The following is a 22,651-nucleotide window of genomic DNA, read 5'->3' as shown; positions in this document are numbered from 1 at the left end:
TGATTCTAAGAATAATTTGAAGTCACTACACTATAATATTTATACATCTACTAGCTAGTATAAGGCTGTTGTTGATATTTAGAATATTTATTATTGATATTATATTAATACTTTCATCCGCATAAATAGGAAAAAATATATATTAAAGCATTATTTAAGAGACAAGTTAAAAGCTTGTCCTTTTTTGCGCATTTTAGTGCTAATAATTGACAGACTTTTTATTGGGCAAAGAGTAAAATAATTAGTATATAAATTTATTTAATACAAGGAGGAATTTAATATGAAAAAAAAGAAAAGATTAATTTGTACACTTTTAGTTTTAGTTACTGTATTATCAAGTAGCGTTTTAATTAATGCAGCTTCTTGGAAAGTTGTAAAAAAAGGAGATAGGGGAACTGATGTAAAAACTATTCAATATCTTTTAAAATCTAAAGGATATAGAATAACAGTTGATGGTGATTATGGTAAAAGAACAGAGGGAAATATCAAAGGATTCCAAACAGCAAGAGGATTAAAAAGAGATGGTATAGTAGGAGAAAAAACTTGGCTAAAATTAATAGTAACGTTACAAAGGGGTGAAGAGAGTAATGCTGTAAGAGCACTTCAATGCCAATTAGGTATAAAAGAAGATGGTGATTTTGATGAAATAACAGAAGATGCAGTAATAAGATTTCAAAAAAGATATCCTAAACTTAAGAATGACGGTATAGTAGGTCCAGAAACTTGGCGTTATCTTATTAATAACTAAACAACTATAGCACTGATTAGTACATAAACAATAGGGGGCTGTCGGAAAATACCATTTTTCGATACTTCTAAATAATAAACAGCAAACCCATAAAAATCAAAATCTAAAATCGATAATGAAATTTATGGGTTTTATTTTTTGTCTTTTTTTATTCTCTCTAAAAATATTTTTACGCATCACAATAAAAGCTACCCATTATTTTAGATAACCTTTTTACTATGCTACTGTTTTACCTTCAAATTTTTGAATCTTACCCATTATAAAACGATGATATTTATTTAGATTTCTTGCCATTGTGTAGAGCATAAATTCTTTATATACTTTTTCTAAAGTGCGATAATTAAATCGTCTGAATTTATCATTTCCTTTTATATCTTTCTTCATGTAATCTTTGAAGATATTTGCATAAAGCAATACAGCATACATTATAATAGGATATAGCCTTTCTTCCCTTAGTTGAATATCTAGCTGTTAAACTAGAAAAATCTAAATCCTCCATAATTTTTTTAAGGGTATAGACTAATTATTCACAATTTATACAAGTCTATTATCTACTAATAATATAATATTGAAATATTTGTCGATAAATTAAAAAAATAGATAATACAATTGAAATATTGACAAAATAATAGTATAATTAATAAAAGTACCTAAATTTATATTTAAATTATAACATAAAGTGTATTTATTAAATTGTTATTAATGCTGCAGCTTTAATATAAATATTTAAAACTATTAATAATTAAACCAAAATATAATAATTAATTAAAGGAAAAATATATGAAGAAAATACACAAAAATTAGATGCAGCTGGAAAAGTATATTAAGAGGTTAAAAATGAGAAAAAGGAAAATTAATTTATTAATTATTAGTATATTCGTAGCAATATTAGGTACATATGTTCTGTTTCATTGGATTGAACAAACTTCATTTTCCAAAGTAATAAATAAAGAGAACTATGTTAAGTGTTATCTATCAAAGTATGACCCAAAAATTAATAGTGTATTAATAACGTCAAAAAAAGATGTTCATGATATCTTCAAAAATCTAGAAGATAAAAAAGTCAGAAGACTTATTATTAATAAAAAAAAATCTTATAAAACTTACTATAGTATTTCTACGCAAGAAAATTGGATATTAATATATGATAATAAATATGTTGAAATAACTGTTGGAGATAATACTAAGTGGTATAAACTTGTTAATCCAATAAATCCAATTATATTTGAAAAGTATTTTGTGGATGAATCATAGAAAATACAAAAAATCTATATATTACTTTTTAATTACAATGCACTTTAATAATATTAGTACACACAATAATAGCTTATTTCCTTATAGGAGATAAGCTATTATTCAAATACTTACTTTAAGTTCAAATTAAATGAATAAAATTCATAAAACTCAAACTTATATTAAGTATAAACTGAAATTAAATAAATTAAATTAATATTATTATAATTAAGGTTGTTAAAAAAATATCAATATGATATTATTATACATAATAGATTCGGCGAATAAATTATGTGAATTAAATATCTAATTATAATATAGAGGAGGATAATATTTGAACAAAAGACAACTACAAGCTATAGAAACAAAAGAACGCATTATGAAAACAGCAAAAGAGCTATGTAAAAAATATACTTACGATAAATTAAGTGTTGATTTGATTTGTAAGGAAGCAGGAGTATCAGTAGGAGCATTTTATCATCACTTTAAGAGTAAGCATGGACTTATTATTGAAGGGTATTGGGAATGTGATAAGTTCTTTCAAGAGAAAATAATCGGTAAACTAAGAAGCAAAGATCCTATTGAAAGAATACTTGAATATATTGATTATCAAATGGAATATGCACTCAATATAGGGATTGATCTGATGACTGAAGTTTATAAGACACAAATCACTGAAGGTACATCTTTCTTTCTAAAATCTTCACGTAGTTTGCCTCATGGATTACAGAATCTAGTCAAAGAAGCTCAACAAAAAGGGGCTATAACAAAAGGGGATAGTATTGAAAATATCACTTGTGAATTACTCTTGCTATCCCGTGGGGTAATCTATAATTGGTGTCAGAATAATGGAAGTTACGATTTAAGACTATACTGTCATAAGGTAATATCTAATCATATGCAATGTTTTAAAGCATGAAGAAGTTATCATGAATACTATTGATGAAGGAGTTGGCGGTTTGAAAAAAGATAATGAAGTCCAGAAACTAGTTGATAATTATGGAAGATGGGTGAAAGAAGATTGTGAAAATACAGCTGGAGGAACAGCTCGTATGACAAAAGAGTTGTTCCCATATGATGAATTATTTTCACCTATACATATTAATAATATTACAATTAAAAATCGTGTTATAATGGGACCTATGGGTAATCTCAATATGTGTGATGAAACAGGTAGACCTAATGATAAAATGCTTCAATATTTCTTTGCACGTGCAAAAGGGGGCACAGGACTACTTACAACAGGTCTAATACCAGTTAGTCATGGGATAGATAATACTGTAACAGAAAACCGCAAGCTTACTGTATTCCCTCGCATTGATGGCTCTCGTTCTGTTCTTGCAGGTTGGCGTGATCTTGCACAAGGGGTTCATGGATATGGAAGTAAAATTTTTGTTCAGATTACTCCGGGACTTGGTAGAGTTGGACCTCCAACTTGTTTAATAAATCAAAAAAAATTTCCCGTATCAGCATCCTTCAATCCTAATTTTTATATACCTAGACTACCTTGTATGAGACTCTCAGATTCAAAGCTCAAGAAAATTATAAAAAACTGCGGGCAAGCAGCTATAGATGCAAAAGAATGTGGGCTAGATGGAGTATATCTCCACGGACATGAAGGATATCTTTTAGAACAACTAACGAATACAGCATTTAATCGTAGGAAATTAGGAAGATATTCTGACTGGCAGGCATTTGGCATTGACATCATAAAAGAAATAAGAAAACGAACTGGAGCTAAATATCCAATAATGTATCGTATTGACCTTTCACTTGCACTTAATGAAACATATGGTAGTCATATGAATAATACAAAATCTTTAAGTAAATTTATAAATGGACGTAGAATAAAAGATACATTAATCTATATGGAAAATTTAATTAAAGCAGGGGTGGATATATTTGATGTGGATCTTGGCTGTTATGATAACTGGTGGCTTCCACATCCACCAGCAAGTATGCCAGCGGGTTGTTTCCTTGAGATTTCACGTATTGTAAAAGAATATTTTGAAGCAAATAACATTAAATCTAATATGGGTATAGAAGTCCCAGTGGTAGCTGTAGGGAAGCTTGGATATCCTGATATTGCAGAAAAAGCTATTAAAAATGGGGATTGTGATATGGTTATGCTTGCCAGACCATTACTCTCTGACCCAGAGTGGTGTAACAAAGCTTATTCTGGTAAAATTGAGAGAATTATTCCTTGTATAGGGTGTCAAGAAGGTTGTATTAATGAATTCATTGAAGGTGGACATCCACAATGTGCAGTTAATCCCCGGACAGGATTTGAAGACGTAATACCTAAGATACCAAGTAAACCAGAAAAAATCAAGAATATCTGTGTGGTAGGAGCAGGTCCAGCAGGAATTTTATTTGCAATAACAGCAGCAAAACGAGGTCATAATATAGAGTTGATAGAAAAAAGTGGTGAAATAGGCGGTAAAGTTAATCCAGGTAGTGTGGCAAAGATTAAATATGACTTCTGGAACTATCTGAAGTATCTTCAAGAGGAAGTTGAAGTAGCTAAAAAAATGCCGAATTTCCAAGTTAGGTTAAACACTGAGGTAAATACTAAGTGGTTAAAAGAGCAAAAATATGATGCTATAATATTTGCTTATGGTAGCAAGAACATTCTTCCTAAACTTCCCGGAATTGAAAAGATAACCACTGTACAAGCAACTGACTTATTATCAAATCCTAATCTTATGGGAGATGCGGACAAAGTGGTTGTTATAGGTGGGGGAGTAGTGGGTTGTGAAACTGCATTTTGGCTTAAATACGAGTATAACCGTAATGTGAAAGTAGTTGAGATGCAACCAAACTTAATGCAGGGAGTATGTACTGCAAATCGAGGGCATCTAATTCATTATTTAAATAAAGGGAATGTAGAACTAATTAATTGTGCTAAGGTGATTTCATTTGAAAAAGGAAAAGTTAATATTAAAAAGAATGTTTCAAAAGGTGTTCCTAATCCATATAATACTTGGCAGCCATTATTGCCTAATAACATACATAATCCATTAGCTAAAAAAATTGGTGAAGAGACTAAAGACATAGTGCTTGAAGCGGATCTTGTTGTTCTATCTATAGGTACAAGAGCAGATGAAGATCTTTTCTTCAAAGCTCAAAAACAGCATTTAGCAACTGAACTATATAATATTGGAGATAGTTATCGTGCAGGACGTGTACTTGAGGCAACTCGCTCTGCATATAATCTAGCAACACACATTTAAATCTAAATAAGGGTATATTAGGAGGAGAATAAATCATGGAAAAAACAGCAAAGATTATTGCAGTAGCAGGCAAAGGCGGAGTCGGGAAAACTTCAATATCCGCGTCTATTGTTAGAAATCTAGTAAAAGCTCATAAAGAAGCCAGAATATTAGCAATTGATGCAGATCCAGCCATTGGACTATCTACTGCTTTAGGAATAGAACCTGAAACAACACTTGATGATATTAGAAAAGCTATTGTAGAAAATGTTGAAGAGGGAAATACGAAGGATGCAATTGAACTTTTAGGAGAGGCTAGATTTAGGATATTTGATACTATTGTTGAAAAAGATGGATTTGCTTTTATTGCAATAGGTCGTCCAGAATCAAAAGGTTGCTATTGTAAAATAAATTCTTACCTAAAAGAAGTCATTAGTATTCTTTCTGAAGAATTTGATTATGTAGTTATTGATGGTGAAGCAGGCATTGAACAGATTAATCGTAGAGTTATGGAGAAGGTAAGTCATCTTTTACTAATTACTGATCCAAGTAAGAAGGGTACTCAAGTAATTAAGACAATTAAAAAAGTAGCTGATGAATTAGTCATGTATGATGAAATAGGTGTTATTGTCAATCGAATGGGTGATTTGACTCTAAAAGAATATATAAATACAAGTGGTATTGATGTTCTTTCTTATATAGAAGAAGATAAAGAGCTAGCATCATTTGATATTCAGGGGAAGAGTGTTTTTAACCTTCCCGATAAATCTAAAGTAGTTATTGGGGCTAGAGAAGCACTAGAAAAATATAATATATTGTAAAGGAGATTCTCGTGAAAGATTTAAAACATTTGTATTATTTTGAAGGCCTATTAGAAAATGCTCATAATGATTTGATCAGGCAAGCTTCTAATGAAGGCAAATTAATTATTGGATATACTTGTTTTCATATGCCAGAGGTACTATTGAATCTTGATAATTGTATTTCTACTCGTATGAGGGCACCTAAAACAGGTTCAATAGATATTGCAACTTATTATATGTCTAATTACACATGTGAGTTTTGTAGGGCGTTATTAGAACGTGCAATGGAAGGAGGGTATAATTTTGTTGATGCTATTGCAGGTGTTGATGCTTGTGCTCAGATGAATCGTGCATTGGAGAATATAGAAGTGCAAAAACTAATTGAAAAAGATAGATTTTTCATCTCTCATGTAGATGTCCCTTATAAAGTGGACGAAAAAGCAGTAGCTCATTATGTGCAACAAATTACAATAAAAGTATTGAATCCTTTAAAAGAAAAATTTGGGATTGATATATCCGATAAGAGCCTAAAAGAAGCAGTTAAGAAACATAATGAAGTATGCAGGATTATAACAGAAATAGGAGAGTTCAGAAAAGAAGATAATCCTCCTATAACTGGTTATGAATTTCATATACTTAATCTTATTACATACTGTTGTCCAAAATATCTTATAATAGATAAGCTTCGAGAGACACTTGAAGAAATTAAGACAAGAGAAAGAGATGAAGAAAAGAAATTTCGTGCAAGGGTCGTTATGGTAGGAAGTGAAATAGATGATGAAGCTCTTACTTATCTAATAGAAGATTCAGGAGCTCTTATTGTTGCAGATAGATTTTGCTTTGGTTCTTTTCCAGGCAGACAAGAAATTATTCTACAAGAAGGTGAGAATGTCCTATCTTCAATTTGTAGACAATATCTGGAACAAAGTCAATGTCCACGATATATGAGTAGAGATAAAATTAATCAAAGACGTGAGATGGTAGACGAGTATGCCAAGAAATTCAAGGCAGATGGTATTATCTATGAACAAATAAAATTCTGTGACTATTGGGGTTATGAACGTGCGCTCTCTAGCCACGTAATGAATAAGGAATATGGATATCCTGTATTATCAATAGACCGCCCATATATGTCAAGAACGTCAGGACAACTTAGAACAAGAATTCAAGCATTTGTTGAAAGTCTTGAAATCAAAAAAATTAGGAGGAAAGGACGAATATCATGACAAAAATCGGGAATTTATATACGGGAAAAATATATCTAAAACGTAGAGAATGGCGTGGTTTTAAAGATACTATGTATGATTTTTGGTGTTGGCTTATAACGTGGAAAGATCTAAGTAAGTTTTTCTTTAGTGCCCCTATTCGAATTACAAAAGCGATATTTAATTATAGATGGATGTCATCTTACTTAACAACACCTGCATTTATAGATAGGCATTCTCTAGGATTAAGAGGAACCGCACTTCGTATAAACAATCTACATTTTAATACCATCATAAAAAACACAACTAAAATAATTGCAAATATGTTTAAAGGAGATAAAAGATTCGGAGCCAATGACCTATCAGACAAAATAGTATTATTTGATGAGATGATGCCAATGCACCTAATGGCAGGTTTTCCTAATCTAATAGGTATTCCATCACAGTTAGTACCAGTTTTTCAATGTTCAGTTATAGACCAACTTAGTATGATTCCTTATCTTGACGCTATTGAAAACTATGGGTTGCCTGCTGATGTATGTCCTCTTCCTGCATGTGAAGCGGGTGTATCTGTTGTTGATGAATATCCAATCATAGGGAAATGCTACATTACAAGTAGTATGCCTTGTGATGGATCAGTTATGGCAAGTTCTTTTCAAGATAGATATTTTAAACTTCCTACATTTCCACTTGCTCTACCAGTGAGATATTTAGAAAAAGAAGTGGAAGCATACGCAGTACAAGATTTTAAGGATTGTATCAAATTTATTGAAGATAATACAGGGGAAAAGTTTGACTGGGATAATTATTTTAGATGCATGAGGCAATATAATAAAGAAGCTGAATATGAACTTGAAAAATGGGAAATAAACAAGACAGATTATCCACAGATTACTGGAGCAAGTCTAGCACTCTTTAGAATGTATGCTTTTCTTGTACAAGGAAGTATGGACGGGAACTTCTTAAAAGTTGATGAAAAAGTTAATAAACTTATGATGAAAGCCTATAGGAAAAAAGAAAAATGTTCAGCACAAATGAGACATAGAGCCGTAGTATGGTCGCCTCCTGCACATTATTATAGTAATCTTTCAACTTGGGCTGAGAACTGTTGGGGTATTAATGTAGTAATTGATATGGAAAGTATGGTTTCAACAAAATTCTTTAATACTGAAGACAAAGAGGAATCATTAAAAGATTTGGCACATACTTATGAGAGAATGACAATGAGAAGACATACTAACGGAGGATATGTAAATGTTCTTGATGAATTATGGAGAGTTTGTGAAGAATTTAACGCAGATATAGTTCTAATGTTTACACATATTTCTTGCAAAACTATGGCGGGTCTTACAGGATTGTTTGAAGATCAGGCTAGAGAACGAGGTATCCATTTGATTTGGATTGACCATGATTTAATGGATCCTAGAACTGTCTCAAGAAAAGAAATGAGAAATAAAGTTAATAAATACATGCAGACAGTTTTTAGAGAAGAGCCAGTTGATAAAACATTGGTTGATTTTGATGATGAAAAAACATGGTAAAGGTGGTATAGAAATGAAAAAATTATTATTTGGCGGGTGTGATGTAGGTTCTACCTATACAAAGTCAGTTATTCTTGATGAAGATGGCAACATTGTTTCAAGTAGTATAATAAAAAGCAAAATAAACTCACAAGAAAGTGCGAGTTTAAGCCTTAATACGACAATAGAAAAGGCTGGATTAAGTAAGATAAGTGATTTAACATATTTAATCGGTACAGGATACGGCAGAAACAAAGTACCACAAGCCAAAGAGAATATTTCTGAAATAAGTTGTCATGCTATGGGGGTTCATATAACTAATCCTAATGTAAAAGCAATTATTGATATAGGAGGGCAAGATGTTAAAGGCATTGCCATTGATGAAGATGGAACTGTAAAAACATTTGCCATGAATGATAAATGTGCAGCAGGAACAGGGCGTTTTTTTGAAGGAATGGCTAATGCTTTTGAGGTATCTTTAGAAGAATTCTCTGAGCTATCTCTATCAGCCAAAAATGTTATTCCAATAACTGCCCAATGTACAGTTTTTGCTGAGAGTGAGGTGATTTCATTAGTAGGAGAAGGTAAACCTCGTGATGAAATTGCTGCGGGAATACAGTTAGCTGTTGCAAAACGTTGTTTTGTTATGGCAAAAAAAGCAGGGGCCACTGATAGTATAACATTAACAGGTGGTTGTGCGAAAAACAAAGGGCTAAAACGTGCCATTGAACGTGTTTTGAAACTTAAAGTCATTGAATTAGATACTGACCCACAGCTAATGGGGGCATTAGGGGCGGCAGAATATGCACGTCAAAAAGGTTTAGCAAAAGGAGGAAATCTCGTATGAATACATTAGGGGTGATTTTAATTATTCTTGTTGCATTAATTGTATTACTCTTTATTATCTATTTTTTTAATCTAGATATGAAGCTTGTTTCTCATATATATTTAGGATTAAATAAGAGGTTTGATAAAATGGAAAAGGAAACAAAAATATAATGAAATTATATGATAGCATTATCAAAGATACAATTGATGTACTAACCCCATATACCCCTAGAAGATTTACTGTATCAGATGATCTTACTTGGAAGATAGGACATAGTAATGAAATTCTTTTGAAAAAAGATTCACAATTTGAATTAGGAGGAAGTTTTAAATCAGCAGTTAATTATCAATGTGTAACTTCATCTAATAACTTCATTAATAAAGATGAAATTCTGTTATATGGTGAGGACTTGAATAAGATAAAAGAAGATATTTCCTTTGCAAGAATAGTTTTTTTAGATATAGATAATCTAGGAGATGATGAATCATCCTATAAAGCTATTAAAGAATTAGAATTTATAAAATATAATATGAACTTAAAAGGCTATATGATGAGAGCTTCAGCAATGGATAATCGTGAACAGGTAAGAGTTGCAAAAAGTGCAGTAGCTGACGGGATTTCATTTAAGAATATTGGTAATTCATTTATTAATGAATATAAACAAGCTAAATTTATTAGGGCTGTAAGAATCATTTTTATTACATTAAATATACCTATTTATAAAAAACTTGCTGAGAATGCAAAAAAGATCAATAAGATTACCCTTACACTTAATCATGTACTGAATAACATGAATCTTGATTGTAGCAGTTGTGATTTGAAACCAATTTGTGATGAAGTAGAAGGAATGAGAGAATTACATTTTAAAAGTAATATGAAATAATATAGTAAACTTAATGAAAAACAGTACATTATCTTAAATAAAATAAATATTACAAATAATATAAATGTGTCAAATATTGCGAACTTTACATACAATGTTTGACAGACTTTTTAGTTGAATAAGTGTATTGTATACATTGTACTAAAGTTGATTTAATTAAGGAGGATAATAAAATGAAAAAAGTATTAGGTTTATTATTAGCTGGAAGTTTGATTTTATCACAAGGAATTATTGCAAATGCAGCTTATAGAGAATATATTGAAGATGAATATAATGATACTATGGAAAATGCGGATAAATATAATGTTTATGAAAGTAATACATATGTTTATGGAACTGTAAATGATTATGATGATACTGATTATTTTAAACTTGTTGCCACTACATCTGGAGAGATGGATATAGATCTTTATTTTGATGAAGCTAGTAGTGATATAGATATAGATTTTTATATCTATGATTCATCAGAGGATATATTAACAAAAATATCCAATTGTGATGGTAGTGAAAATTACAGAACTTATGTAGATGAAAATGATTATGTATATGTACGTGTAGATTATGATAGCGGAAATTTAGCAGAACCATACGAATTATGTTTTGATATGGATTAATAAAAAAGATAAATTAGATTTACTTTAGTACGAGCCTGCCTTATGGTAGGCTTTAATTTTATCATAAATACTATATTTTTTTCTAAGATAAGATTAAGTAGTGAAAAAGAAAAATAATATCTAGCATATATAATTAGTTTTGAAGACAATACTAACTTAATGCAAAAATTCCATTAATTTAATATCAATAATAATATGTTAAACAAAGTTTTAACTCACTATTATATCTTGACTATATCTAGAATTGGTAATAGAATTACATATATAATATATATTATTAGTGTTTAGTTCTACACGCACATATTTTTAAATATATCTAATTGACCATGTGTTGTAAAAAAAACAACTTGGTAATGATTACAAGTTCTATAAGGGGGGATTATAACGGAGTTGCTAAAAAATGCTGTTACGGGAGTAAATATTATACCTACAGCTTTATTAGGAGTAGTATTGTTGTACTGGATTATTGTTATTATTGGTGCATTTGATTTTGACTTTCTGGATGTTGATATGGACATAGGTGCTGATAATTCAGGTCCATTCTATGCAATTTTAGCGTTTCTAAATGTAGGAGAATTACCTTTCATGTTAATTATAAGCATATTTATACTGAATTTTTGGATTATATCAATGTTGATATATTACTTACCTTTTGTTGCAGTAGGAGGTCTGTTGAATGGAATATTACTGATACCTGCCATGATAATCAGTATATTCCTGACGAAGTATGAAACCATTCCTCTAAAAGGTATATTTAAGTATAGCAATATGCAAGATAACAAAGACAAACAAGTACTTGAACAACTATGCATACTCATGTGCGATGTGAATGATGGACGTCTAGGTCAAGCTAAAATCAAAAGAGATGGTGCTTCAATAATAATTAATGTTAAATCGGAGTATGAGGAAGAGTCATTTAATAAGGATGAAGCTGCATTTGTCAGCAGAAAAGACACAAATAAAGATATATATTACATTGTCAAGTTAGATTTATAAATTAAAAATCTACAATTCTATTAAAAGGAATATTAGTTTCAATAATTAAAATATCTCAGTAAAAAATAAGGAGTGTTAAAATGTATTCAGTTCAAATTGTATTAGCCATTATAGGAGTAGTAGTAATAGTTGTTGGTGGGTTACTTGCACTATTTTCAAGATTCTATCACAAAGTAGAACAAGGGAAAGTCATAGTACGAAATGGTGTTGGTGGTCCAATAGTATGTTTTGGTGGTATTTTTGTAGTACCAATAGTTCATAGATATGAAGTAATGGATATCTCAGTTAAAAGAGTAGAAATAGCAAGAGAAGGAAAAGATGGTTTGATTTGTAAAGACAATCTAAGAGCTGATATAAGGGTTGCTTTTTTTGTTAGAGTTAATCAAACACGTGAAGATGTATTGAAAGTTGCTCAGTTATTAGGTTGTCAAAAAGCATCTGATCCAACAACTTTGATGGAATTCTTTGATGCCAAGTTTTCAGAAGCATTAAAAACAGTTGGTAAGAAATTTGATTTTGTTCAGTTATATACTGAAAGAGAGACTTTCAAAAATGAAATTCTACAGATTATAGGAACAGATCTAAATGGTTATGTTATGGATGATGCTGCTATAGATTATCTAGAGCAGACAGATGTTAGCCTTCTAAACAGTGATAATATCCTAGATTCTGAAGGTATCAAAAAAATAACTGAACTTACAGCAGAACAAAGAATCTTAGCTAATCAAATAGAAAGAGATAAACAAAAAACTATAAAACAACAGGATGTCTCTGCAAGAGAGGCTATATTAGAACTTGAGAAACAAAATGCAGAAGCTGAAGCAAAACAAAAAAGAGAAATTGCGATTATTAATTCTAGAGAAACAGCAGAAGCTGAAAAAGTAGCCCAAGAAGAGAGATTCAAGTCAGAAATGGCAAGAGTTAAAACTGAAGAAGAGATAGAGGTTGCTGAACAAAATAAAGAAAGACAAGTTATTGTGGCTATGAAAGCAAAAGAAAGTACAGAAGCGGTTGAGGCTGAAAGAGTAGATAGAAAAAGATTACTAGAAAGAACTGAAAAAGAAAAGTTAGTTGAACTTGCAACTATAGAAAAAGAAAAAGAGGTAGAAGTTCAAAAGAAAGACATACAGTCAGTTATAAGAGAAAGAGTGGCAGTTGAGAAAGATACTGTTGTTGAAGAAGAGAAGATAAAAGATACACGTGCAATAGCTGAAGCTGATCGTTATAAAACTGTAGCAATCAAAAAGGCAGAAGAGCAATCAGAGAAGGATCTCATTATAAAAGTTAAGACAGCAGAAGCTTCAAAACAAGCTGCTGAGAGAATTGCAGAAAAAACAATCATTGATGCAGACGCAAAACTAAAAGCTTCACAAAAAGAAGCAGAATCCATAAAAGTAATTGTTGATGCTAAGGTACTTGAAGAATCAACTAGTGGTATAGCTGAGGCAAAAGTTATCGAAGCAAAAGCTTTAGCACAGGCAAAAGGAGAAACTGCTAAGATTGATGTAAAAGAAAAAGAAGGAAATGTTGAAGCAGATATCTTGAAGAAAAAATATTTGGCAGAAGCAGAAGGAATCAAAGAAAAAGCTACTAGCATGAAAGCATTAGACGAAGTAGGAAAAGAACATGAAGAGTTCAAACTCAAACTAGAAAAAGAAAAAGAAATTGCACTTGCAGATATCAATATCCAAAAAGATATAGCGAGTTCACAAGCAGCTGTTATCACAGAAGCACTCAAATCAGCTAAGATTGATATTGTTGGTGGCGAAACTATGTTCTTTGATAAAATTGTTGGTTCCATTACAAGAGGTAAATCATATGACCGTTTAGTTGATAATAGTGAAGTACTTAGTGATATAAAAGAAACATTTATAACAGGAGACCCAGATTACTTCAAGAAACAATTACAAGAATTAGTAGGTAGATTTAACTTATCATCTGAAGACTTAAAGAATCTATCAATAGCTGGAGCTGTTAATAAAATGATGAAAAATGCTAATGGTGAAGACAAAACAATGTTAGGTAAACTATTAGATACTGTTAATAAGGCAGGAGTTGCTGACTTGCCAGCAAAAATGATGGAAACTACACGTAAATGAGGTAGATGATATTGGATGTTAAAGATAATAAAGATATAAATATAAAAACTAAAAATGATAATAACGATATGGAAAATGGTACATATGAAGTTATTAAGAACAGGCTTGTAAAACAAGGAACTGATTTAAAAGAACGTGTCCACAAACTTAATTCCGTTAGAAAAGAAGTCTTTGGTTCTATTGAAACAAAGCTTCTTGGAAGTGAACGTATTATAACCGAGAATAATTGTATACCTAGAGATATGGCACCAGTGGATGACTTCTTTATCTTTGGTTACAATGTTCATATCGGACTAAAATCCAGGGTGGAACTTAGTGATGTATTTTCTATTTATCAGTATAAAGATCGTACATTCCAGAAACAGACACTTGAGTTAATAGGTGATGAACAGTTTTTAAGAGATTTTGATGAACTATACAAGTATTATAAGAATACGTTTTTTGCTAAATTCACTATAATTGAACCATACTTCTATATGGTTTTCCAGACCGGGAAAAATGCTACAGACATCAAAGTATTCAAGTGGCTCATAGAAGATGGAAGATTAACATATGTAGATTGTAGAAGTGACCATGAAGTTAAATTTATTGGGAAAAACGAATTCAAGTTTGTTAAAGCATCACGAGATGACCAAAGAACAGGTATACATCCACATGTCTCTATTCTTGATAAAGTTTTTGTAGAAACTATCGGTGGAGACTTGACAATAAAAGTAGAAGATAATACAGAAACAGGTAAAGGGATATATTCTGAAGATGTTGAGGATAAGGACCAGAATCTTGATGATGCTGAAATATTTTATGCGGATTTAGACCAGATAATAATACTTAAGATTAAGCCATACAAGGAGAATGATTACAGGTATTTCATATTCAACAATAAGTTGAAAAATGTTGTAAGGATTGATTCCATAAAAGATACATGTATGCTCCTGCCTGGAAATCATGGTCTTATATTCCCACAGGGTTATTATCTTCAGAACGGTGAATATAAAGTATTTGATGTACCAGCACATAATTCAGTTTTTGATCAGATGATTAGCTCATCTAACGGAGAGGATTATCAGTATATCTTTTATAACATTGATAGCGGTATATATCTAGTATATTCATATAACATAATTGAACAAACAATAGATACACCTATTGTCTGTAGTGGATACTCACATTTTAATAATGGTGAGATGATAGTATTCAAAAATGAAGAAGAGCCTAGAAAAAATCATATGATACAGATATGGCAAACGCCTTATGTTGGGAAAAATTATGTAAGTGAGAGTAAAAATGACTCTATCTTATTTAACATCGGCAATAAGGATATTGTAAACTGTATGGCTGAATGTAAGATAGTATATAAACTCATTCAAAAAGGCGAGAGCTATCAGAGTATATATATTGATATTGTAAAAGAATCGGAACAATTAATAGATTCTTACTTCTGGCTTGATAAAAAAGAGGTATATAACTTAAAAGAAGTACTTATATCTATAAAGGAGACATCAACATTTGCTATTGGTGAATTCGAAAAAGTAGTAAGAATCAAAAAAGCTACAAAGAAGCAAATAAGCAGTGTTTCAGATGAGGCAGAAGAACTTCTCAAAAAACTGGAATATGGTACATTTGATAGTATAAATGAATATGTTAAGGTATTAGCTGATATTAGAAATCTTAGAGGTAAGATTGTTTCACTAAGAGACCTAAGATATACAGATATACCATTCGTTGATTCATTAGATGTGAAAGTTAAAGAGAAGAATGAGGAGTTCTCTAAAAAATGTGTTGAGTTCATAATTAAGCCTGAAGGTCTTAAACCTTACGCTGATAAAGTAAAAGAATTACAAGATAGTGTTGATAAGGTAAACAAATCAAAAGAGGGAAAAGAACTCTGGGAAAAGATTGATGAAACTTGTGCTGAATTAGAACTTTTGATAGATATTGTAAGTAATTTTAAGATTGAAGACCCAACTATGACTACAGAAATCATTGATAAAATTTCATCCTTGTTTTCTCTAATCAACAATGCTAAAGCAAGATTAAAAACCAGAGTTGAGCAATTTACGAAAAGCGAAATGACTACTCAGTTTAATTCACAAATGAAATTACTTAGCAGGGCTGTAGTTAATTATCTTGATGTCTCTGATACAGTAGAAAAATGCGATCAATATCTTAATAAAGTTATGGTCCAGATACAAGAATTAGAAGGTAAATTCGCTGAGTTTGATGAATATATAGATAAGCTAGGTGAAAAACGAGAAGAATTATATACTGCTTTTGAGAGTAAAAAGCAGGCATTGATAGATAAGTTGAATAAACGTATACTAGGACTTGTTAACTCTTCAGAGCGTATCATAAAAGGAATAACCAACAGGCTAGGTGGTTATGATTCAGTGGAAAAGATTAATGGATATCTTGCTACTGACATTATGGCTGAGAAGGTTAGAGATATTATTTCTCAGTTAAGAGAATTAGGAGACAATGTCAAGGCAGATGAGATTAGTTCAAGACTGAAAAAATTAAAAGAAGATGCTATCCGTCAATTAAAGGATAAAGAAGAACTTTATGTTAATGGTGAAAATGTTATAAAATTAGGACAACATCATTTTTCAGTTAACACAACAGCCATTGATTTGTCTATTGTACAAAAAGATGATGAATTATATTATCATATAACAGGTACTGATTTCTGGGATAAAGTGGTTTATGAGGATATAAGTAGATATGAACATGTTTTTTCACAAAGTATTGTATCAGAAAATAGAGATGTATATAGAGGTGAATACCTTGCTTATTTGGTATTTAGAGCAGCAAATACTAAACAGTATGAAAGCTTGGATGGGCTATACTCTAAAAGTGAAACTCAATTGGTGGAAATTGTTCAAAAATATATGGAACCACGATATCAAGAAGGCTATACCAAAGGGGTACATGATAGTGATGCAGCTAAGATATTAAAAGCATTACTTGAACTTAATCAGAACATAGACTTGTTAATATATAGTAGTCAGGTTAGGGCTTTGGCTAGATTATTTTGGAATAGGTTAATAGATGCTGATACGAAAAAACTATTGACGTTAAGGTTAAGAGAATTAGCTAAAGTCAGTGAATATTTTAATACATCACCTAATTTGGAGAGCTATATACCTTATATAGTAGAAAAACTTGAAAACACCTATAACAATGTAGTACTGTTTGATAGCAAGAATATACCTGATGCAGCCAAATATCTCTGTAAGGAAATCATGAAAAATAAAGATTTCGTAGTCAGCAGAGAAGCTAAAAAAACATATGATGGATTTATTAGTTATCTACGAGAGAAAAATGCCCTAGAAACATTTCAACTATCTGTCAAAAATAGTAAAGATGATATAGAAGGTCTTTTTTATCTAATAAAAGAATGGGTTAATGCCTATGGAATAGAGACTAATGGATTTGAAGGTATAGATGAGGATGAATTGGCAGGGTTACTTGATGAAGTAATTGTATTATTAATTGAGAACGATGCTAATTTAGGTAGAGTTATCAATGTGGATTCCAAGATAACCATAACCGAATTAGTTGGTAGCCATTATGTAATTAACGAAGGAACATACAATTTAGCTTATACTAGATTTATGAATAAATTAAAATACTATAGTGAAGTTAATGTAAATGACTATATCAAATTCCAAGATATCAAGAAGGAACTTATCAAAGAATTTAAAACAGAACTCAATCTCGATGAATTCAAGCCAAAAGTCCTTTCATCTTTCGTTAGGAATAAGCTGATTGATAAAGTATATTTACCTCTTATTGGAGACAATTTTGCTAAGCAGATAGGTGTCATAGGAGAAAATAAGAGGACTGACCTAATGGGAATGCTATTATTAGTATCTCCACCAGGATATGGTAAGACTACTTTGATGGAGTATATAGCAAGTAGACTTGGTATTATACTCGTTAAGGTTAATGGTCCTTCACTTGGTAACGATGTAACATCATTAGATCCAGGAAAAGCAAATAATACTAGTGCCAGAGATGAACTCAAAAAACTCAATCTTGCACTTAAGATGGGAAATAATGTCATGATATATGTTGACGATATCCAGCACTGTAATCCAGAATTCTTACAGAAATTCATATCATTATGTGATGGACAAAGAAAGATTGAAGGAGTATATAATGGTATTGGGCAAACATATGATCTAAGAGGTAAGAAAGTAGCGGTGGTAATGGCAGGTAATCCTTATACCGAAAGTGGTGAAAAATTCAAGATACCAGATATGCTTTCTAATAGAGCTGATGTCTATAATCTTGGAGATATGCTTAGAGAAAACGAAGAAGCCTTCAAGCTTAGTTTCATTGAAAACAGTTTAACCTCTAATCCTGTACTTAGTAAACTCTCAAGCAGGAGTCAAAAAGATATATATGGTCTTATTGAGTTAGCTAACGGAGCTGAAAGAGAAACTGTTAATCTTGAGAACAATTACTCCATAGATGAACTTAATGAGTACACTAGTGTTATAGAAAAACTGTTTAGAGTCAGAGATATAGTTCTAAAAGTTAACATGGAATACATTTATTCTGCAGCTATGGCTGATGAATATAGAAATGAACCACCTTTCAAACTTCAAGGTTCTTATAGAAACATGAATAAAATAGCAGAAAAGATTGTACCTATAATGAATGACGAAGAATTGAGTCATAAAATACTGGCAAGTTACGAAAATGATTCCCAGACACTAACCTCTGATGCCGAAGCTAACATGCTCAAGTGGAAAGAAATTGTCGGTTGCCTGAATAGTGAAGAACAAAAACGTCTTGATGAAATAAAATCTATATTCCTCAAGAATAAACTTATAAAAGGCGATGACAAATTAGGTCAAGCTGTAAGAGTTTTAAGTAATCTTACAGACAACATAGAAATGATTAAAGATATCTTATCTGGAAGTAAAATAAATTAAGTTAATATATTAAAAAAAGATTCATCAGAAGAAGGGGTTGTCAGATAATATTTTTTTGGGATGTTACTAAAAATGTATTATCCGACAACCCCACTTTATTTTATAATACAACAAATTAAATATTATATAATCTGAACTACAGAGTGTAGATAGTATATGGGAATATGTAGCAGTGAGTAAATCATATTTTATTAATTAGTTCACTATCTACCACATATATATTTATTAACACATATAAACAAGGAGTATTTCTTTGAACAAAAAAGATATCAAAGTCATAATGAAATTCCCTGACAATAAAGAAAACGATTGCAAAAAAAAAATTAACAATATATTAACTGAACTATATGCGGAAGCTATTATCAATAAACTAAAAGAGAATGTTCCAGAAGATAAGATGGTAGACTCTATATCAATTATAAAAAAGTTACTAAAATATAATGGAATAAATAAATAAACAATTAAGATAATTCCAGCTATTAGCAATAAAAGCTATAATTAAGTATACAAATTAAAATCCATAATTTGACATAACTGCTATAGTATTATAAAATATGTTATATTATCCTTTATAATACTATAGCAGTTATTATTAAAATCAGTAATAACTGGCAAAACTATTTTATTATGAACTTGATAATATAATCTGAAGTATGTTGGGAGTTAATTAATTATATATAAGGTTAAGGATTCTATAAGTTATTAAGGACTGTATGAGAATTATTAGGAGGAGAGTACATGAACACATTAAAAAAAATAGTTACCATAGGAACTATGGTATTATCGTTGACTGCATGTTCGTCTAATAATAACGATAAATATATGACACTATACAAAGAATTACTAGAGCAACAACCCCCAGATATAGAAAACATATTATTTGAAGATGAGTCAGGAAATAAATTATTAGAAGATGAATCTGGTTTCATAACTATTTATAACAATACCAAATTAACAGCATCAGTAGATGGTAATTCAACAGATGCAGAAGTATATTTTGTTCCATCAGGAAGTGATAACAGTGAATATCAACAGCTAGTAACTTCAGGCTCTATAGAGGATGATAAAGCAGAGTTTATATTAAAACAAGAAGAATTTTCAGATGGTCTTGGATATTTATGGGTAGTAGTATATAATAATGAATTAGGAAGAAAATCTGAAGAATTTAAAATATCTCTTGCTGAAGAATAGTATAAGGAGGGAATTTTAATGGAGGACATTACATATGAAGAAACGGTTGGGTAATTATCTAAAGAATAAAAGTACATATTTTTATGTAGAAGCAGTAGTCGTAATAGTTATACTGACTGTACTTATCGCTATTTTTGTTCCTAGACAGATTAATAAAATATACAAATTAAAAAGAAATACAGATATATCTAATGCAACGCTTTTAGGTCATGCAGCTGAGAATATAATAAAAAGTAATGATGAATTCAAAAATTATTTTATAGATAAGTTGAATGTTAATAAAGAAGTTATTGTAAATTCAGAGGATATAGATGATAGATTTATAAATGCATTAATAAAAGAATTAAAAGGTTTTAAAATAAACCAATTGCCAATAATAAAAATGAAAAAAGGTGGTTATACTCATTTTAGTATCAGTATAGATAATAATAATAACGTAAATGTCTATGCGGATAATAGTGACGATACAAAAGATTTGCAATTATATCCAAAAAAATACAATTAGAAAAACAGGATTATGTGCTATTTGTATTCTATTTAAATACTATTAGATTAAAGGAGAACTAAGGATGAATTTTAATTTCTTAAGAAGGACTAGTATTAGGAACAGACTTATTATTGTTGTTTTACTGTTTACAATATTATATTGTGCAATGTCATTATTACAAATAAGTAATAATAGACACAGAAACCAACAAGTAACTAAAATTGTTAATGAAGGAACTAACGGTATTTTGACAGCTGATAAAGCAAATTTCTATATGCATCAAATAATAATTAATTTCTATCGTTCTACAACAGGTGATGAGAAATTCATTCAAGCTATGACTGATAACTGTGATAAAGTTACTAATTCATTAAATGAATATGAAAAAACAGCTAATACTTCTGAGAATAAAGCATTATTATCAAAAGTAAGAACTGCCTTTGTCCAATACGAAGAAGTCATTCATAAGCTTGCTAAAGAATTGCGTGCTGGTAAAAGAGATAAGGAAATAATTAGGTTCTTAAATGAACAAGATACAAAAACTAAAGCCGATAATGTAATCAGTGGTATTGAGAGTATAGCAAAATATAGTGAAGAAACTGCTGAAACTAATAAAAAAATATATTTTGATAGTGTTGAATTATCAATTAATTATACAATTGCTTCAACTATTCTTGTAGTTATATTTGCTATAATAATTAGCTTTGCCACAAGTCTATCTATTATAGTTCCACTAAAAGAATTGGTTAATGATATTAAGAACGTAGGCGAAAAACTAGATATCTCTTATAGATTTAAAGATAATTCTAAAGATGAACTTTCAGTAATTAAAAATGTATTAAATACTTTTATGGAAAAATATCATATAACTATGTCTGACACAACGTCAAATATAAAAAGTAGTATTGAAAAGTTTAATCATATTATCTATTCATCTGGTAAAAATATTAATAACGTAGAAGATTATGTAAACAGTGTTATTGTACAAGTAAATCACTTAGGAAAACAAACTGAAGAGGTATTGGCTATGATTAATTCAATATCACAAGGTTCTAATGATGCTGCTGTTGAAACTGATAATGTTTCAAAGCAAGTACATATTGCTACTACTTATGCAAATGAAATAGTAGATTATGTAGAATCCACACTTGATTTATCAAATCAAGTAGTAGACTCCTCAGATAACCTTATTAAAAAAGCCAATGCTTTGTCTAGCAATATACAAAACATACAACAATTTGTAACAACTATAACTCATATTGCTTCTCAAACAAATTTATTAGCACTTAATGCTTCTATTGAGGCTGCAAGAGCAGGCGAAGCTGGAAAAGGCTTTGCAATAGTAGCAGAAGAGATTAGGATGCTATCAGAAGAAACTAACAAAGAAGCTGATAATGTATCAGCATTATCTAATTCCATAATTGAAGAATTATCTAAATTTAATGAAATAATACTAGATAATTCTAATCTATCCAACAAAACTAATCAACAATCTTCCTTAACGGCTAATAAAATACAAAAAGTATTAACCTCTATGGAAACTATATCAAATGCATCTAATGATATATCCTTATTGACATCTAATCAAGCAAAAGCTAGTGGGGAGATGGAAAAAGCCATATTAAAAACTAATTCAGAGATGGCAAGTACAATTAGTTCGGTTAATGGAATTACTAAAGAAATTAATCAAGTAAATGAAGGAGAAAAAGCAATCTTACATGAATCACAAAATCTTAATAAAATAGTTAAAGAACTTGATGATGCAATGACCGAATTTACTATTTATGATTAAGACACCTTAAGGGTGTCTTTCATAATTTCAGAAATGGATTATTTTTAAAAAACTTGTATTGTTGTATTTATATTGATATAATCATAATGATATAACACT

General features: G+C 30.3%; 18 protein-coding genes and 1 pseudogene. 18 read left to right on the top strand and 1 reads right to left on the bottom strand.

All coding sequences use genetic code 11. The features are described from left to right. Positions 1-280 precede the first annotated feature (280 nt). The gene (locus N4A55_RS07370) at positions 281-748 is read left to right on the top strand and encodes a peptidoglycan-binding domain-containing protein (protein ID WP_293754952.1); all 468 of its coding nucleotides are present in this window, start codon (positions 281-283) and stop codon (positions 746-748) included. A 216-nt stretch (positions 749-964) separates the two neighbouring features. Here the strand turns inward: N4A55_RS07370 and N4A55_RS07365 are convergent. Next, positions 965-1,123: pseudogene (locus tag N4A55_RS07365) on the bottom strand (transposase); the annotation flags it as partial. A gap of 462 nt (positions 1,124-1,585) precedes the next feature. On the opposite strand from N4A55_RS07365, the gene N4A55_RS07360 reads away from it, so the two are divergent. The 17 genes from N4A55_RS07360 (at position 1,586) to N4A55_RS07280 (ending at position 22,552) form a co-directional block, all read left to right on the top strand. After that, complete coding sequence (locus N4A55_RS07360; protein WP_293754951.1) at positions 1,586-2,002, top strand: hypothetical protein; 417 nt, start codon at positions 1,586-1,588, stop codon at positions 2,000-2,002. 313 nt (positions 2,003-2,315) lie between these two features. Beyond that, the gene (locus N4A55_RS07355) at positions 2,316-2,900 is read left to right on the top strand and encodes a TetR/AcrR family transcriptional regulator (RefSeq protein WP_293754950.1); all 585 of its coding nucleotides are present in this window, start codon (positions 2,316-2,318) and stop codon (positions 2,898-2,900) included. A 10-nt stretch (positions 2,901-2,910) separates the two neighbouring features. Further along, positions 2,911-5,214, top strand: coding sequence for an oxidoreductase (locus N4A55_RS07350; protein ID WP_293754949.1), 2,304 nt, complete (start codon positions 2,911-2,913; stop codon positions 5,212-5,214). A gap of 35 nt (positions 5,215-5,249) precedes the next feature. Further along, on the top strand, positions 5,250-6,014 hold the full coding sequence (locus N4A55_RS07345) for an ATP-binding protein (RefSeq protein ID WP_293754948.1): 765 nt from the start codon (positions 5,250-5,252) through the stop codon (positions 6,012-6,014). Between the two features lie 11 nt (positions 6,015-6,025). Beyond that, complete coding sequence (locus tag N4A55_RS07340; RefSeq protein WP_293754947.1) at positions 6,026-7,222, top strand: 2-hydroxyacyl-CoA dehydratase family protein; 1,197 nt, start codon at positions 6,026-6,028, stop codon at positions 7,220-7,222. Then, positions 7,219-8,742 carry a 2-hydroxyacyl-CoA dehydratase family protein gene (locus N4A55_RS07335; protein WP_293754946.1) on the top strand — a complete coding sequence of 508 codons (1,524 nt, stop codon included), beginning with the start codon at positions 7,219-7,221 and terminating at the stop codon, positions 8,740-8,742. The genes N4A55_RS07340 and N4A55_RS07335 overlap by 4 nt, the downstream gene beginning before the upstream one ends. Before the next feature lie 13 nt (positions 8,743-8,755). Continuing rightward, positions 8,756-9,568, top strand: a complete 813-nt coding sequence (locus N4A55_RS07330) for an acyl-CoA dehydratase activase (RefSeq protein WP_293754945.1) — start codon at positions 8,756-8,758, stop codon at positions 9,566-9,568. Next, on the top strand, positions 9,565-9,720 hold the full coding sequence (locus tag N4A55_RS07325) for a hypothetical protein (protein WP_293754944.1): 156 nt from the start codon (positions 9,565-9,567) through the stop codon (positions 9,718-9,720). Before N4A55_RS07330 ends, N4A55_RS07325 begins: the two co-directional genes overlap by 4 nt. Then, positions 9,720-10,433, top strand: a complete 714-nt coding sequence (locus tag N4A55_RS07320; RefSeq protein WP_293754943.1) for a hypothetical protein — start codon at positions 9,720-9,722, stop codon at positions 10,431-10,433. Before N4A55_RS07325 ends, N4A55_RS07320 begins: the two co-directional genes overlap by 1 nt. A 173-nt stretch (positions 10,434-10,606) precedes the next feature. Then, positions 10,607-11,047: a hypothetical protein gene (locus tag N4A55_RS07315; protein WP_293754942.1), complete on the top strand. Its 441-nt coding sequence runs from the start codon at positions 10,607-10,609 to the stop codon at positions 11,045-11,047. Between the two features lie 390 nt (positions 11,048-11,437). Continuing rightward, complete coding sequence (locus N4A55_RS07310; protein ID WP_293754941.1) at positions 11,438-12,043, top strand: OB-fold-containig protein; 606 nt, start codon at positions 11,438-11,440, stop codon at positions 12,041-12,043. Positions 12,044-12,123: 80 nt separating this feature from the next. Further along, positions 12,124-14,142, top strand: coding sequence for a flotillin family protein (locus N4A55_RS07305; RefSeq protein WP_293754940.1), 2,019 nt, complete (start codon positions 12,124-12,126; stop codon positions 14,140-14,142). 11 nt (positions 14,143-14,153) lie between these two features. Continuing rightward, the gene (locus N4A55_RS07300) at positions 14,154-19,082 is read left to right on the top strand and encodes a DNA repair ATPase (protein ID WP_293754939.1); all 4,929 of its coding nucleotides are present in this window, start codon (positions 14,154-14,156) and stop codon (positions 19,080-19,082) included. A gap of 253 nt (positions 19,083-19,335) precedes the next feature. Next, the gene (locus N4A55_RS07295) at positions 19,336-19,539 is read left to right on the top strand and encodes a hypothetical protein (RefSeq protein ID WP_293754938.1); all 204 of its coding nucleotides are present in this window, start codon (positions 19,336-19,338) and stop codon (positions 19,537-19,539) included. A gap of 281 nt (positions 19,540-19,820) precedes the next feature. After that, positions 19,821-20,273 (top strand): hypothetical protein, encoded by a 453-nt coding sequence (locus N4A55_RS07290; RefSeq protein WP_293754937.1) that lies wholly within the window; start codon positions 19,821-19,823, stop codon positions 20,271-20,273. A gap of 34 nt (positions 20,274-20,307) precedes the next feature. Continuing rightward, complete coding sequence (locus tag N4A55_RS07285) at positions 20,308-20,778, top strand: hypothetical protein (RefSeq protein WP_293754936.1); 471 nt, start codon at positions 20,308-20,310, stop codon at positions 20,776-20,778. A gap of 64 nt (positions 20,779-20,842) precedes the next feature. After that, positions 20,843-22,552, top strand: coding sequence for a methyl-accepting chemotaxis protein (locus tag N4A55_RS07280; RefSeq protein WP_293754935.1), 1,710 nt, complete (start codon positions 20,843-20,845; stop codon positions 22,550-22,552). The last annotated feature ends 99 nt before the right edge of the window (positions 22,553-22,651 follow it).

Source organism: Vallitalea sp., assembly GCF_025211055.1.
GTDB lineage: Bacteria > Bacillota > Clostridia > Lachnospirales > Vallitaleaceae > Vallitalea.
Note: the sequence above shows the minus strand (reverse complement) of the source record. Positions and strands in the feature narration are given on the sequence as shown.

What these genes read in the sequence shown, in the direction of transcription:
- N4A55_RS07370 (WP_293754952.1), top strand. Translation starts at nt 281, where the DNA reads ATGAAAAAAAAGAAAAGATTAATTTGTACACTTTTAGTTTTAGTTACT.
- N4A55_RS07360 (WP_293754951.1), top strand. Translation starts at nt 1,586, where the DNA reads ATGAGAAAAAGGAAAATTAATTTATTAATTATTAGTATATTCGTAGCA.
- N4A55_RS07350 (WP_293754949.1), top strand. Translation starts at nt 2,911, where the DNA reads ATGAATACTATTGATGAAGGAGTTGGCGGTTTGAAAAAAGATAATGAA.
- N4A55_RS07345 (WP_293754948.1), top strand. Translation starts at nt 5,250, where the DNA reads ATGGAAAAAACAGCAAAGATTATTGCAGTAGCAGGCAAAGGCGGAGTC.
- N4A55_RS07335 (WP_293754946.1), top strand. Translation starts at nt 7,219, where the DNA reads ATGACAAAAATCGGGAATTTATATACGGGAAAAATATATCTAAAACGT.
- N4A55_RS07330 (WP_293754945.1), top strand. Translation starts at nt 8,756, where the DNA reads ATGAAAAAATTATTATTTGGCGGGTGTGATGTAGGTTCTACCTATACA.
- N4A55_RS07325 (WP_293754944.1), top strand. Translation starts at nt 9,565, where the DNA reads ATGAATACATTAGGGGTGATTTTAATTATTCTTGTTGCATTAATTGTA.
- N4A55_RS07320 (WP_293754943.1), top strand. Translation starts at nt 9,720, where the DNA reads ATGAAATTATATGATAGCATTATCAAAGATACAATTGATGTACTAACC.
- N4A55_RS07315 (WP_293754942.1), top strand. Translation starts at nt 10,607, where the DNA reads ATGAAAAAAGTATTAGGTTTATTATTAGCTGGAAGTTTGATTTTATCA.
- N4A55_RS07305 (WP_293754940.1), top strand. Translation starts at nt 12,124, where the DNA reads ATGTATTCAGTTCAAATTGTATTAGCCATTATAGGAGTAGTAGTAATA.
- N4A55_RS07290 (WP_293754937.1), top strand. Translation starts at nt 19,821, where the DNA reads ATGAACACATTAAAAAAAATAGTTACCATAGGAACTATGGTATTATCG.
- N4A55_RS07285 (WP_293754936.1), top strand. Translation starts at nt 20,308, where the DNA reads ATGAAGAAACGGTTGGGTAATTATCTAAAGAATAAAAGTACATATTTT.
- N4A55_RS07280 (WP_293754935.1), top strand. Translation starts at nt 20,843, where the DNA reads ATGAATTTTAATTTCTTAAGAAGGACTAGTATTAGGAACAGACTTATT.